Consider the following 13,191-nt stretch of genomic DNA (forward strand, 5'->3'; position numbering starts at 1 on the left):
ACCCGCCCGGACCGCCGGTCCCCCCGGTCCGCCAGCCCCGGTCCCCGGTCCGGGCGGGTGCGCGGTCAGTTCTTGCTGACGTACTCCTGCTTCTCCACCAGCACCCCGTCCTTGAAGCAGAACCGCGCCACGTGCTCGTCGTTCCAGGACTCGCCGGGCGCTCCGTCCAGCAGGTACCAGCGGCAGGCCGCGCCCTCCGGCGGAGTCGGCCCGGTGCCCTTGTACTCGGAGGTGAAGAGGTTGTTGCCGGGCGGCAGCTCGCGCAGCACGGCGGACTCCGCCGTACCGACCTGGATCCGGTCGTACCGCTCCTTCTTCACCGTCGCGTCGCGGGTGCCGTCGGTGAAGGCGACCACGCCCCAGACCAGCAGCCCCAGCAGGACCACCCCGACCCCGACCACGCCGACCGCGCAGCCCATGGCCGGGCTCCGGCGCTTCCCGCCGCCGTCCTCGGCCGGCGGCAGGCCCTCGAACACCCAGTCGTCCTCGCCCGCGGCCGCCGCGTCCTCCTTCCCGCCCTCGGCCGCCTCGTACGGCAGCACGGCGGCCAGCCGGAAGCCCTGCTCGGGCGTCTGCCCGGCGTGCACCATGCCGCCGACCAGCCGGGCGCGCTCCCGCAACCCCGTCAGCCCCTGACCGCCGCTCACGGCGGCGCCCGCCCCGGCGCGCACGCCCACCAGCTCCGGCGCGCGCGTGTTGGTCACCTCCACCACCAGCGCGTCCGGCTCGTACCGGAGCGCGACCCCGATCGGCGCGCCGGGGGCGTGCTTGTGCGCGTTGGTGAGCGCCTCCTGCACGATCCGGTACGCCGCGTGATCGACCGCGGCCGGCAGCGGGCGCCGCTCGCCCTCCCGGCTGAGGACGACCTCCGCGCCGGCCGTCCGGGAGGACTCCACCAGCGCGTCGATCCCCTCCACCCCGCCCCGGGCGGGCCCGGCGGCCGCGGCCCCCGGCGCGGGCGGCACCGCCGTCGACTCGTCGTGCAGCACCCCGACCACCTCGCGCAGCTCGCGCATCGCCGCGACCGCCGCCTGCCGCAGCACCCCGACCGCCTCCCGCTGCCGGTCGGTGAGCGTCCGGTCGACCTCCAGCGCGCCCGAGTGCACCGAGATCAGCGCCAGCTGGTGGCCCAGGCTGTCGTGCATGTCCTGGGCGATCCGGTGCCGCTCGCGCAGCCGCGCCTGGTGCACCACCATGACCCGCTCGCGCAGCAACTGGTCGTTGCGGTCGCGCAGCGCGTCCAGCAGGGCGCGCCGCTGCGCCCGGTACCGGCCGTAGAGCGCGGGCAGCACGGCGAGCACCAGGAAACCGCCGAGCGACACCCCGAGCACCAGCTTCGGCGAGACGGAGGCGGCGTCCTTCCACACGCCCGTGACGGTGAACAGCGCCCAGCCCAGGACGAAGGTGCCGACCAGCGTCCAGACCCGGCGGATCCGCGCCCCGGCCGCCCAGCCGGCGCAGATCAGCAGCAGCACCGGCCCCCCGGACCAGCCGGTGGCGGCCGAGGCGGCCAGCAGCACGGTGGCCGGCAGCCCGCGCCGCAGCACCCAGAGCACGGTGACGCCGAGGCCGAAGGGCACCGCCAGGCCGGAGCCGGCCAGGACCTCCAGCAGGGCGGCGAACGTGCCCATCAGCAGGGCGAGCAGGGCCTCGCCCACCACCCGCCGGGGCCGCCAGGGCCCCGGCAGCGCCGTCCGTACCGCCGTCTTCCAGGCCCGCGCGATCGCATCCACCCGTCGAGGCTAACCGTCCGGCCGGCACCCCCGCCGTCCACCTTCGTCGCCGCCGGTGCCGACGAAAGTCGCCGGTCGGAGCGGCCGCCGCGGTCGGCCCCCGCGGTCGGCATCCGGGCGGGCCTCCACCGGACGACCGACCCGACCCGGCCGGCTCCGGCACCCTCAGCCCCTCAGCCTCCCCGGCCCCCCGGCCCCTCAGCCGAAGGCCGTCAGCAGCAGCGCCACGTCGTCCACCCGGCGGGTCGAGCCGACCTCGCGCAGCAGCCGTTCCGCCGCCTCCTCCAGCCCCTCCCCCTCCTCCGCCCGGGCCATGGCGGCCCGCAGCCGGTCCACGCCCTGGTCGATCGCCACCGCCGGGTCCTCCACCAGCCCGTCCGTGTAGAGGGCGAGCAGCGAGCCCGGCCGCAGCCGCACCTCGCTGACCGGGTACTCGGCCCGCTCGTCCACCCCGAGCAGCGGCCCGCCCGGCACGTACAGCGCCTCGGCCCGTCCGTCCGGGTGGCGCAGCACCGGCGGCAGGTGTCCGGCCCGGGCGATCCGGGCGGTGCCGTCCGCGGGGGTGAGCCGGACCAGGCAGCAGCTGGCGAGCAGTCCGGGGTCGAGGTCGAGCAGCAGCCGGTTGGTGCGGGCAAGCACCTGGTCGGGCGGGTCGTCGCCGGTCGCGAAGGCGCGGACGGCGCTGCGCAGCTGGCCCATCGCGGCGGCGGCGGCGACGTTGTGGCCCTCGACGTCCCCGATCACCAGGGTGACGTCGCCGCCGGTGACGATCGCGTCGTACCAGTCGCCGCCGATCTCCATCCCCTGGGTGCCGGGCAGGTAGCGGGCGGTGATCCGGATGCCGGGCACCTCGGGCAGCCGGTGCGGCAGCAGCGCCTGCTGCAGGCCGCGGGCCAGCGCGAACTCGGCGTCGTACAGCCGGGCGCGCTCCAGTGCCTGGGCGATGAAGCCGCCGAGGGCGGTGAGCAGCCCGCGCTCCTCGACGGTGAACGGGCGCGGGCGGTCGAAGCCGAGGATGCAGCTGCCGACCGGGCGGCCGGAGGCGATCAGCGGCAGGAAGGCCCAGGCGCCCATCTCGTCCAGGGCCAGGCCGGGGTAGGCGGTGGCGAGTTCGCGCACCGACTCGAAGAAGATCGGCGTGCCGGTGCTGAGCGTCTCCGCGCCGGGGACGCGGGCGTCGATCGGGGTGCCCTCGAAGGTGTCCAGGAAGCCGTCCGGGTAGCCGGACTGCGAGACCAGCTGCAGCTGCTGATCGCGCACCGTGTAGATGGCGAGTTCCTGGCCGCCGAAGGCCGGCAGGATCTCCTCGGCGACGGCCCGGCACACGTCCCGCACCGTGACCGCCTCGGTGAGCGCGCTGGCGAGCTGCAGCAGGTGGTGGGTGCCGCCCAGGCCGGTCAGGGCGGCGGGCGGCGGGGTGGCCGGCGGCTCGGCCTCGCCGGACGGGGACTCGGCGGCGACCACCCGGCCGGTGACGCCGTGCGCGTCGGGGTAGAGGGAGAAGGCGAGCCAGCCGCCCGGCGGACGGGACGCCAGGAAGGCCGTGGGCCGCTGGGAGAGCAGCGCCGCGCGGTGGCGGTTCTCGTAGAAGGGGTCGGCGAGCCAGGGCAGCACCTCCCAGGGGTGCCGGCCGATCAGGTCCTCGCGGCGGGCCAGCAGCAGCGGCTCGGTGGCGCGGTTGGCGTAGGTGATCCGGCCGTCCAGGTCGAGCGAGAACACGCCCTCGCGCAGCCGCTCCACGGCGGCCGCGGCGGCGGTCAGCCTCCGGGTGTCCAGCACCGCGCCCACCAGGTGGGTCCGGCCGTCCGAGATCGCGGTGGGCACCCGCGCCCAGAGTTCCACCGGGTACGGCTCGCCGTCCGGCCCGAGCACCCGGACCCGGGCGGCGAGCACCTCTCCGTGGTCCAGCGCGGTCCGGGCGGCGGTCCGGAACGCCGACAGGTCGCCCGGCGCGACCCGGCGGTTCAGGGCCGCCACCGTCCCGTCGAACTCGCCCGGGCCGAAGCCGAAGATCTCCAGGAACCGCTCGTCGGTGGCGAGCGCCCCGGTCGCCACGTTCCAGTCGAACAGCCCGACCCGGGTGGCCGGCACCGACGGCGGCGCCAGCTCGACCACCGTCGCCTCCCCGTCCGGCTCCACCGACCGCCCGTCCTCCGCCAGCCCGGCCAGCCCGGCGCCCAGCCGGTCCGCCACCGCCGTGAGCTCCGCGACGTCGGCCGCCGGCACCCCGTCGTCCGAGGCGGGCCACAACGCGCTCAGCACCCCGAACCGGTCGGGGCCGAGGCCCACCGGCACGCAGGCCGAGGCGAAGTCGTACGGCAGGCCCACCGCGAGCTGCGGGAAGCGCCGCATGGTGTCCTCGCTGTCCGAGAGCACGATCCGGTGCCCCGTCCGGAAGCAGACCGCGACCGGCAGCGGCCCGGCCTCCGCGATCTGCCGGAACGGTCGCATCACCGACAGCGGCACCCCCGCGACGGTCCGCAGCACCAGCGACCGGCCGGCCCGCGAGCGCAGGAACACCATCGCCCCGTACGCCCCGGTGCGCCCGAGCACCCCGCGCACGGCGTCGGCGAGCAGCTCGTCCCGCCGGAGGTCCGCCGGCCGGGCCTTCTCCGGCACGGCTGCCGGGACCGCCCGGCGCACCTCCGCGTCGGCGCCCGGCTCCCGCGGCAGGTCCGGCCCGGACCGCGCCCCAGGGGCCCCACCGGTCGCGTGCGGATGGCACATGCTCTTTTGCTACGCCGGGCCCGGAACGGTGTCAAGGCGGAGCGGCCCCCGCCCCGGGCTGCCGGACCGCCCCGCTTGCACCAGCATGGACGGCATGCCGAGCACCACCCGCCGCACCACCGTGGTCAACCTGAAGGGCCACCGCGACGACCCCGGCTACCAGGACGTCGTCTACGTCGGCCGCGCCGTGCACCGCGGCGGCTGGCACCTCGCCGAATCCCCCCTGAACTGCCCCTACCGCCCGGGCCCCGACCTCACCCGGGAGGAGATGGTCGCCGAGTACCGCGCCTACCTCCTCGCCCGCCCCGACCTGCTCGCCCTCGTCCCGCCCCTGCGCGGCCACCGCCTCGGCTGCTGGTGCGCCCCGCTCCCCTGCCACGCCGACGTCCTCGCGGACCTCGCCGACCACCCCCCGGCGAAGCCGTGAGGACACGTCCCCTGTTGCGCCGGACCCCTCAGAGTCCGGAGAGGTCCAGCTCCACCGGGTACGGCACCACGGCCTTGACCAGCCCGGTGAACAGCTCCCCCGCCCGGTACGTCCCCGCGGCCGCGTCCAGCACGTAGGTGTGGACGACCGGCACGCGGCCCGCGGCCTGTTCGACCCGCCAGTAGAACGGGATGCTGGCCTTGGCGTACTGGTCGAGCTTGACCACCCGGTCGGTGGTCTCCGAACCCGGCGAGACCACCTCGACCAGCAGCAGCACGTGGTCGGGTCTGGTCGGCGACTCGTCGATGGTGTCCGCGCGGTAGACCACCACGTCCGGTCGGCGGTTGTTCAGCGGCACGTCCTGCAGCCGCACGTCGAAGTCGGTGTCGGCGTTCCACTCGACGCCTCCCGCCTCGTCCAGCACGTTCGCCAGGAGCCGGGCGAGCCGGTTGTGCCGCTTGGAAGCGCTCGGGGACACGATCACCATCCCGTCGACGATCTCGATGCCCGCGCACTGCTCGTCGGTCCAGGAGTCGTACTGCTCGCTGGTGATCTGCCGGTGCATCCACTCGGGTGCGATCATCTCGGCCGTCACGGCGTACCTCCCCTGGGCGGTGAGCGGGCCTGGTGCTGTGCGCCTCAGCCTAGTACGGGCGTTACGGCGATTCCGGGCAGTTCGCGGACTGTTCGATATCCTCCGGGCGAGTGGCGGCGCGGGGCCGCCGGTGGGGAAGCGAGAGCGTATATGCAGTCGCCGTCGTCCGAGGAGCCCTCGCACGGGACGTCGTGGCAGTGGGACGGGGAGGAAGGCGACGAGGGCGAGGCGCCCGGGGACGTGATCGGCGGGGGCGGGGACGGGCCGTGGCTGAGCCGGCGCCGGATGCTGCTCGGGGCCGGGGTGCTCGCGGCGGGTGGGGCCGTCTGGGCGTTGAGCCGTTCGGGTGCCGACGGGTCGCCGCCCGCTCCGGCGCCGCCCAGGCCCCAGCCGACCGCCGTCTCCGGCCCGACCCCGCTCTGGACCTACCGGGGCCCCGAGGCGATGACCCCCGAGCGGCTCACCGACCCGCCGGGCCGCCCCGTCTACCTCTCCAGGAACGGCCTGCAGGTCCTCGACCCGGTCCGGGGCACCGCCGCCCGGCTGCTGGTCTTCGACCCGCCGCCCTCCCGCGACTGGCCCAGCGACCTCGACCTGCTCGGCAAGGTCGTACTCGGCCCCGAGCAGCTCTTCACCACCACCTACCAGGGCCACCTGGAGGCCCGCCACCTCACCGACCCCACCGCCGACTGGAGCCTGCCGCTGCCCGACGACCTGCAGGGCGACACCCGGCTCACCGGCTACGACCGCGGCGTCCTCTACGGCTACTCCTGGGGCCGCCCCCGGGCCGACGGCACCCCGTCGGACAACCGGCTGTTCGCCCTGCGGGTCGCCGACCGCTACTTCCTCTGGTCCGTCCGCACCGAGCACGAGGAGCAGCCGGTCACCCCCGCCGTCGATGTCGGCGGCCACCTCCTGGCCTGCGTCCGCTTCCTCGGCAGCCGCGCCGAGCTGGTGGCCCGGGACTCCGACACCGGCCGCGAACTGTGGACCGCCCCCGGCGACGAGGACCTGCGCTGGTGCGCCACCGACCGGCAGAAGGTCTACGTCCCCGACGGCAACGGTGGCGTGCGCAAGCTGAGCCCCGCCGGCGAACCCGGCTGGACCTACTCCCCCGCCCGGGGCGAGTCCTGGCGGGCGCTGCCGCCCGTCCCGGACGGCCCCCAGGTGTACGTCCCGACCGACCACGGCGTCGTCACCTGCCACGACGCGACCACCGGCGCGGTGCTCTGGTCCTGCCGACTGCCGTTCCTGCTGGACCGCCGCAGCCGTCCGCGGGTCGTCGGCGACACACTGTTCGTGCCGGGTCCGGCGGCCGGCGGGGTCTGCGCGATCCACACCGCGACCGGCGAGCCGGCGTGGACTTTCCACGACTCCGGCCCGGGCAAGGACGTCTGGACCGTCGCCGCCGACGGGCAGCACCTCTACGCCGGCCACGACGACATCCTGTACGCCCTCCCGCTGGCCTGAACGAGCCTGAGCACGAGCCCGGGCCCTCGCCCGCGCCGACCCGAGCGACCCCGACGAAACGGCAGGAGGACCCGATGCGGGTGCGCCCGATCTCCCCCGACAACCTGGCCGAGCTGCTCGTCGACCGCATCACCGCCCTGCCCGACGCCGCCGGACGCCGGCTGCGGGTGGCCGTGGACGGCGCCGCGGCCGCCCGCCCCGAGGCCCTCGCCGACGCCCTGGTGGAGCCGCTGCGGCTGCGCGGCCGTCCCACGCTGCGGGTGTCGGCGGCGGACTTCCTGCGCCCGGCCTCGATCCGGCTGGAGTACGGCCACCGGGACGCGGACGCCTTCCACGACCTCTGGCTGGACGACGGCGCCCTGCTGCGCGAGGTCCTCGACCCGCTGGAGCCGGGCGGCAGCGGCCGTGTCCTGCCTACCCTGCGCGACCCGGTGACGGACCGTTCCACCCGCGCCCCGTACACCCGGCTCCCGCCGAACGGGGTGCTGCTGCTGGACGGTCCGCTGCTGCTCGGCCGCTGGCTGCCGCTGGACCTGACCGTCCACCTCGCGCTCACCCCGGCCGCCCTGGCCCGCCGCACCCCCGCCGACCAGCGGTGGACCCTGCCGGCCTTCGCCCGCTACGAGGCCGAGACCGGCCCCGCCGAACTCGCCGACCTCACCGTCCGGGTGGACGACCCCCGCCACCCCGCCCTGGTCGAGCGGCCCTGACTCCCCCTCTCCCCCTGGGGCCCCTTCTCCCCTGGGGCCCGTCTTCGAGCCCCCGTCGTCCACCCGGAGGGGCGAGCGGGGCGGCGTCGGGGTGCGTGCATCGCAAGGCGGAGGAGGGGGGCACCTCCCGGCCGGAGGCTGGGGAGCGTCGCCCGGCGGGAGGGGGTTCGAAGACGGGCCCCGCCCCGTCTCACCGCCCGGGCGCCCTCCCCCGCCCGGCGCGGGCTTGCGTCGGGGCCGGGGCCGGGCCGCGCTGGCAGTACGGGCACCAGTACACCGACCGGTCGCGCGGGGGCTCGCCCTGACGCCCGCTCACCACGGGGGTGACGCAGCGCGGGCAGGGCCGTCCGGCCCGGCCGTAGACCCAGTGCTGGTAGCCGGGCCGGGTGTCGCCGGTGGTGATGTGGCCGGGGCGCAGCTTGTTGGCCTCCAGCATCTGCCGGGCGCGCTCCACCAGCCGGTCGGGGTGCGGGAGTTCACCGACCTCGGTCCACGGCGTCACGCCGGCGACGAAGCACAGCTCGTTGGCGTAGACGTTGCCGATCCCGGCCAGGTTGCGCTGGTCGAGCAGGGCCTCGACGACCGGGCGGGACGGGCGGGCGAGGAGCCGGCGGACGGCTTCGACCGGGTCCCAGTCGGGGCCGAGCAGGTCGGGGCCGAGGTGGCCGACGGCGCGCCGTTCGTCGGTGGTGCGCAGCAGTTCGACGACGGGCAGCCGGTAGCCGACGGCGGTGCCCCCGTCGGTGCCGAGGACGGCCCGGATCTGCCAGGCGGGGCCGCCGGTCCACTGTTCGCCGGGGCGGTAGACCTCCCAGCGGCCGTCCATCCGCAGGTGGGTGTGGAGGGTGAGGCCGCCTTCGAGCCGGGCGAGGAGGTGTTTGCCGCGCGGGGCGACCTCCAGCACCCGGCGGCCGGCGAGGTCGGCGGTGGCGTGGGCGGGCACCCGGAGGTCGGCGCTGGTCAGCAGTCGGCCGGCCAGGGCCTCGTGCAGCCGGGCCGCCACGCGGTAGACGGAGTCACCTTCTGGCATGCCTCCATTCTGGTCCGCGCGACGGCCCGGCGCGGCCCGGTTGGGCCCCGTCCCCGGGCCGCACCGCCCCCGGGCCGCCAGGTGCCCGGGCCGCTCAGCTCCGGTAGGCCGTCCAGGAGTCCCCCATCCGCTGGATCTGGCCCGGGGTGAACTGGGTCATGCAGTCGTCGTAGCTGTAGTCCATGAAGTTGTGGATCGGGTCCTTGCCGGGGCTGGTGCAGGTGTCCCGGCCCTCGGGGCAGCCGTAGGCGGCGCTGCGCTCGGGCGGGGTGTCGGCCACGTAGTCGCCCGGGCTCGCGCAGCCGCCCTGGAAGGTGTGGAAGAGGCCGAGCCAGTGGCCGGTCTCGTGGGTCGCGGTGTTGCCCTCGTTGTAGTGGGTGGCGGAGCCGCCGGGCAGGGAGGTGTCGAGCACGACCACGCCGTCGTCGGCCGGGTGCGAGCGGTACTGGTCGGGGAAGGTCGCCCAGCCGAGCAGGGACTGGCCGAGGTGGGCGGTGTAGAGGTTGAGGGTGCCCGCTCCGCCCGTGCGCAGCTTCTTCTTCATCGCCCTCTCGGCGGAGGAGCCGGGCGTGATGCCGCTGTACCAGGAGGCGTTGTCGGTGTAGTCGGTGCCGGCCAGCGCGAACTGGAAGCCGGTGGGGGTGTTGCCGTCGCCGTCGCCGCCGTAGGTCGCGTTGAGGTGGTCGATCTGGGCGTTGACGGCGGTGTCGGCGAGGCGGCCGGCGTCCCCGTTGTGGATCACGTGGACGTACACCGGGATCGTCGTGGCGGTGTCGCCGGGTCCGCGGGTGTGGCGCCGCTCGGCGAGGCGGGCGCGCAGGTCGTCGTCCATGGCCCGGGCCTGGGCGGGGGTGACCGCGTTCGGGTCCTTTCCGATCGGGCTTCCGGCCGGCTTGCGGGCGGCGGCGTCGCCCGCCTCCTGCGCGCCGCCGGCGCACACGGTGGTCGGCGCGGCGGCGGCCCGCTGCGGGGCGGGTGCCGCGAACTGGCTCAGACCGGCGGCGGCGACCACTGCGACGGCACAGGGGAACAGGCGGGGGGCACGCGAGCGCACCCGGGCAGTACGGCGCATCTGCGCTCCTGACGGGGGAGTCTGACGGGGTCTCGGCCGCACCCTGGCGTGCTCCGGCCGGACCCGCCGGCCCGGTGCCCGGCGCGGACCCGCCGAGACTATGACGCCGTGAAGTCGATCTCCCGCAGGGCGCGCGCGGCGGCCCGGTCGAGTACCACGGCCGACGCACAGCCGGCCGGCAGCCCGCCGGCGTCGAGGATCCACCGGCGCAGCCGGGTGACGCCGGTCCGGTGCCGGGCGAAGGCGTAGCGGGAGACGCCGCGGCCGCGCCGCCGCTGCCCGTCCAGCGCCTCGGCCGGGTCGACGTCGAGCAGCAGCAGGTGCACCCGGCGGCCCTGCCGGGCGGCGGCGCGGACGAGCCAGGACCGCACCCAGGGCAGCGTCCCGCAGTCGTGCACCGCGAGCGGCCCGCCGTCCAGGACGGCCCGGCGCAGCCGCCGGTAGTGCGCGAGCCGGGCGAACGGACGGTAGAGCGCGTACGGGAGGCGGCCGGGCAGCCGGGCCGCGAACTCCTCGCGGACCAGCTGGGAGTCGATCAGCGGGGCGCGCACGCAGCGGCGCATCAGGGTGCTCTTGCCGCTGCCGGGCAGTCCGGTGACGACCAGCAGGTCACCGGCGGGGTAGCGGAGCGCCGCCGGGCCGGGTCCGCGCAGGTGGTGCAGGGCGGGCGGGTCGTGCGGAGGGGGCAGGACGACGTGCTCCGCGGCGGTGCGCGGCGGCGGCACCCTCGGCACCTCCGCCCGCACCGTTCTCGTGCCGCTCACCGGTTCTCCCCCCGCCGTTCCCTGCTCAGGAGCATGTCGCATTCCCAAGGGCGAGTAAAGGGCGGAGGTCGGGGCGGGTGCGGACGTGCCTGGTCGGGCCCGGTCCTGTGGCAGGACCGGGCCCGTTTCGGGACGGTTCCGTCACCGACCGGCGGCCGACCGGAACCACCCCGGAGCCTTTCCTGAGCCTTTCCGGGGCGGCCCGGGGCGGCCGGCCGGAACCGTCAGCCGAGCTGCGGGGCGACCCGGGAGGCGATCAGCTCCAGGTGGTCCAGGTCGTCCAGGTCGAGGATCTGCAGGTAGATCCGCTCGCTGCCGACGGCCGCGTACCGGCCGATCTTCTCGGCCACCTCGTCCGGGGTGCCGGCCAGGCCGTCGGCCTTCAGCTCCTCGACCGAGCGGCCGATGGCGGCGGCCCGGCGGGCCACCTCGGCGTCGTCCCGGCCGACGCAGGCGACCAGGGCGTTGGAGTGGAGCACGGCGTCGGCAGGGCGCCCGGCCTGTTCGACGGCGGCGCGGACCCGGGCGAACTGGGCGGCCGAGTCCTCCACCGAGGCGAACGGCAGGTTGAACTCGTCGGCGAAGCGGGCGGCCAGCGCCGGGGTCCGCTTGGGGCCGTGGCCGCCGATCAGCACCGGGATGCGCTCCTGGACGGGCTTGGGCAGCGCGGGCGAGTCGGTCAGGGTGTAGTACTCGCCGGTGAAGTCGAAGGTGTCGCCGAGCTTGGTGTTCCACAACCCGGTGATGATCGCCAGCTGCTCCTCCAGCCGCCCGAACTTCTCCTTCGGGAAGGGGATGCCGTACGCGGTGTGCTCGGCCTCGTACCAGCCGGCGCCCAGGCCGAACTCGACCCGGCCGCCGCTCATCGCGTCGACCTGGGCGACCTGGATCGCGGTGACGCCGGGCAGCCGGAAGGTGGCGGCGGTCATCAGGGTGCCGAGCCGGATGGTGCTGGTGTCGCGGGCGAGACCGGCCAGGGTGATCCAGGCGTCGGTGGGGCCGGGCCGGCCGTCGACGTCGCCCATCTTCAGGTAGTGGTCGGAACGGAAGAAGGCGCTGAAGGCGCCGAGCTCCTCGGCGGTGCGGGCGACCTTCAGGAGGGTGTCGTAGCTCGCACCCTGCTGCGGTTCGGTGAACACACGGAGATCCATGCCGACCATTCTGGTACGGACCGCCCGGTCGTGAGCGCAGGGAACCGGCCAGACCACGGAACGTACCGAGACCCCGCCACGGGTGGCCAAGGTCTCAGCACGGAACCGTCACGGGCCGCCGTTCCCGCCCCCGGGCTCGCCTACCGTGGACGGATGTTCGCGACCCCCGACGAATCCTTCCGGCGCTCCCCCGACGAGCCGGCCGGCTGCCCGCTGCCCGGCATCGTGGCCGCCTTCACGCCGCGGCTGGCCGAGTTCGCCTTCGAGCCCGGCTTCGTCGCGGCGGTCGACCAGCACGCCGCGATGCTGCGGGAGCTGCTGTACGCGCAGGGGCCGGAGCTCGCGCCCCGGCCCCTGGACCGTGAGGAACTGTCGGACTACGCGCTGGGCTTCCTGGACGCGCTCAGCGAGATCGGCTGGCGGGAGCCGGTCGGCCACGACTACGCCGTGCTCCGGCTGACCGCGATCTGCTGGCTGGTGCGCGAGCAGGGCCTGCTGGAGGTCTGACACCCACCGTCACCGGTTCTCCGGTGCCCGCCCGCTCACCGGTTCTCCGGTTGCCGCCCGCTCACCGGTTCCCCGGTTGCCGCCCGCTCACCGGTTCCCCGGTTGCCGCCCGCTCACCGGTTCTCGCCGGGCTCGATGCCCGGGGCCGGCGGGGTGCCCGGGCCGGTCTGGGTGGTCGGCCGCACCGGCTGGTGGGCCAGCGCGTCCGAGCGGCCGGCCTGGTAGGCGCTGCCGCGCAGCCGGGCCGTCTCCTGCTCGGCGCTGTCCAGCCACCGCTCCCAGCGCTGGCGCATCGGCATGATCAGGCCGCCGCCGACACCGACCACCACCACACCGGCGACGGTGGCGAGCGCGGCGATCAGCACCGGCCCGGTGATCGCGGTGGCGATGCCGGCCTGGCCCAGCGCGGCGATCACACCGAGCGCGACGATGAAGCCCCACGCCATGGTGGCGACCGTGCGGCCGTACGAGGCGCCGGACAGCGAGTTGCCCACGATGTCGCGCACGCCGTTGGCGATGGCCATCGCGACCACCACGATCACGACGGCGACGATCGCCTTGGGCAGCCAGGCGACGATGCTGTGGATCATCACGCTGATCGGGTTCGGGCCGAAGACGCCGAACGCCAGCTGCAGCGCCATCAGCAGGACGATGTAGTAGACGACCTTGCAGACGATGCCGGTCATGTCGTACTTGGAGCCGCTCAGCCGGGCGGCCACCCCGGACCGCTCCGCGACCCGTTCCGAACCGATCCTGCGCAGCACCCGGTCGAGCACCTTGGCGACGGCCTTCGCCACGAACCAGCCGATGACCAGGATCACCAGGAAGGCGATGAACTGCGGAATGACCTTCGCGATCTTGGACCAGGCCTGGGTGAAGCCCGACCCGAAGTCGACGGAGAGTGCGAGCTGCTGAGCCACGGAGTCCTCCACTCGGTGACACGGCGCCACGAGCGGGCGCGGCGGCCCCCCACCCTTCGTGGATAGCAGGCCCCCGTCCGGGCCG

12 protein-coding genes are annotated in these 13,191 nt (G+C 75.6%); 4 read left to right on the forward strand and 8 right to left on the reverse strand.

Annotated elements, in window-relative coordinates; translation table 11 throughout:
• Positions 1-65 precede the first annotated feature (65 nt).
• The gene (locus ACYP53_RS34060) at positions 66-1,733 is read right to left on the reverse strand and encodes a sensor histidine kinase (protein ID WP_229929299.1); all 1,668 of its coding nucleotides are present in this window, start codon (positions 1,731-1,733) and stop codon (positions 66-68) included.
• A 198-nt stretch (positions 1,734-1,931) separates the two neighbouring features.
• A complete protein-coding gene (locus ACYP53_RS34065) occupies positions 1,932-4,460 on the reverse strand; it encodes a SpoIIE family protein phosphatase (protein WP_459650311.1) in 2,529 nt (842 codons plus the stop codon).
• Positions 4,461-4,554: 94 nt separating this feature from the next.
• Here ACYP53_RS34065 and ACYP53_RS34070 point away from each other — a divergent pair, with 94 nt between their 5' ends.
• Positions 4,555-4,887 (forward strand): DUF4326 domain-containing protein, encoded by a 333-nt coding sequence (locus ACYP53_RS34070; RefSeq protein ID WP_459650312.1) that lies wholly within the window; start codon positions 4,555-4,557, stop codon positions 4,885-4,887.
• 28 nt (positions 4,888-4,915) lie between these two features.
• On the opposite strand, the gene ACYP53_RS34075 is transcribed toward ACYP53_RS34070, so the two are convergent.
• Positions 4,916-5,482, reverse strand: a complete 567-nt coding sequence (locus ACYP53_RS34075; RefSeq protein WP_459650313.1) for a Uma2 family endonuclease — start codon at positions 5,480-5,482, stop codon at positions 4,916-4,918.
• A gap of 150 nt (positions 5,483-5,632) precedes the next feature.
• On the opposite strand from ACYP53_RS34075, the gene ACYP53_RS34080 reads away from it, so the two are divergent.
• On the forward strand, positions 5,633-6,952 hold the full coding sequence (locus tag ACYP53_RS34080; protein ID WP_459650314.1) for an outer membrane protein assembly factor BamB family protein: 1,320 nt from the start codon (positions 5,633-5,635) through the stop codon (positions 6,950-6,952).
• 74 nt (positions 6,953-7,026) lie between these two features.
• Positions 7,027-7,662, forward strand: a complete 636-nt coding sequence (locus ACYP53_RS34085; RefSeq protein ID WP_459650315.1) for a nucleoside/nucleotide kinase family protein — start codon at positions 7,027-7,029, stop codon at positions 7,660-7,662.
• Positions 7,663-7,852: 190 nt separating this feature from the next.
• Here ACYP53_RS34085 and ACYP53_RS34090 read toward each other — a convergent pair whose 3' ends face one another.
• The 4 genes from ACYP53_RS34090 to ACYP53_RS34105 all read right to left on the reverse strand — a co-directional run bounded on the left by ACYP53_RS34090 (position 7,853) and on the right by ACYP53_RS34105 (position 11,679).
• The gene (locus ACYP53_RS34090) at positions 7,853-8,692 is read right to left on the reverse strand and encodes an Fpg/Nei family DNA glycosylase (protein WP_189926531.1); all 840 of its coding nucleotides are present in this window, start codon (positions 8,690-8,692) and stop codon (positions 7,853-7,855) included.
• Between the two features lie 94 nt (positions 8,693-8,786).
• Complete coding sequence (locus ACYP53_RS34095) at positions 8,787-9,764, reverse strand: zinc metalloprotease (protein WP_459650316.1); 978 nt, start codon at positions 9,762-9,764, stop codon at positions 8,787-8,789.
• 98 nt (positions 9,765-9,862) lie between these two features.
• Positions 9,863-10,570 (reverse strand): AAA family ATPase, encoded by a 708-nt coding sequence (locus tag ACYP53_RS34100; protein ID WP_459650317.1) that lies wholly within the window; start codon positions 10,568-10,570, stop codon positions 9,863-9,865.
• Between the two features lie 182 nt (positions 10,571-10,752).
• Positions 10,753-11,679, reverse strand: a complete 927-nt coding sequence (locus ACYP53_RS34105; protein WP_459650318.1) for an LLM class F420-dependent oxidoreductase — start codon at positions 11,677-11,679, stop codon at positions 10,753-10,755.
• Between the two features lie 153 nt (positions 11,680-11,832).
• Between ACYP53_RS34105 and ACYP53_RS34110 the strand changes: the two genes are divergently transcribed.
• Positions 11,833-12,186 carry a DUF6401 family natural product biosynthesis protein gene (locus ACYP53_RS34110; protein WP_189926539.1) on the forward strand — a complete coding sequence of 118 codons (354 nt, stop codon included), beginning with the start codon at positions 11,833-11,835 and terminating at the stop codon, positions 12,184-12,186.
• Between the two features lie 113 nt (positions 12,187-12,299).
• Here ACYP53_RS34110 and ACYP53_RS34115 read toward each other — a convergent pair whose 3' ends face one another.
• On the reverse strand, positions 12,300-13,106 hold the full coding sequence (locus tag ACYP53_RS34115) for a mechanosensitive ion channel family protein (RefSeq protein WP_459650319.1): 807 nt from the start codon (positions 13,104-13,106) through the stop codon (positions 12,300-12,302).
• Positions 13,107-13,191 lie beyond the last annotated feature (85 nt).

It is taken from the genome of Kitasatospora sp. Ki12, assembly GCF_054601375.1.